Raw genomic sequence first — 654 nt, forward strand, 5'->3', positions numbered from 1 at the left:
TTGTTATTTGTCGTTGTTACAGTTAAGACTGTCATCAGTATAGTCGAGAGTCTGAATAAATGGCTATTATAGAATTCGCAATTAGTCACTCACCCTAACAATCCATAGCCATCCAAAATACTGTAATACGCTTTAATCCAAGGTATGCTGCTCTACTAAAATACCTTCAAAAACCAAAGATTTATAACCTACCACACCCACTACTTTACCGTTTTTACCATCAATAACTGGCGCACTCGCCAAGCCAAACTGATCAAATAAACGAGCACAATAGCGCACATCCATTTCAGGTGGGACACTGACAACGGGCTTAGACATAATTTCATAGACATTAACGCGATCAGGTGACTTATCTTTTGCCAATACCTTTTTAGCGATATCTGACAGCATCACAACGCCGTACTCGTCATCCTCATTACGTTTTTTGATAATCACGTAGCTAGCATTATGCTCTTTCATTTGAATCAAGGCGTCTTTAACGGTCATCATGCCGTCCATTTCAACGTAGTTACTCCGCATGACATCCTTAATTTTAACAACCGTTTTATTGGTATGACTCATAACTCTTCCTCGACTTTAGCTGCAATAGATTGTATTTGGTGCGAGACGCCCACAGCATCTTCAACATCTAACTGTACGGCAATTCCCGTACCC

General features: G+C 40.2%; 1 protein-coding gene. It reads right to left on the bottom strand.

Annotation, left to right across the window (positions count from 1 at the left end):
- Positions 1-132 precede the first annotated feature (132 nt).
- Entirely contained in the window at positions 133-561 is a 429-nt protein-coding gene (locus tag A3757_RS22935) for a CBS domain-containing protein (protein WP_068511236.1), read from the bottom strand.
- Between the last annotated feature and the right edge of the window lie 93 nt (positions 562-654).

It is taken from the genome of Oleiphilus sp. HI0117 (assembly GCF_001635235.1).

Excerpts from the sequence above, each read along its gene's own strand:
- A3757_RS22935 (WP_068511236.1), bottom strand. The coding sequence starts at position 561 with ATGAGTCATACCAATAAAACGGTTGTTAAAATTAAGGATGTCATGCGG.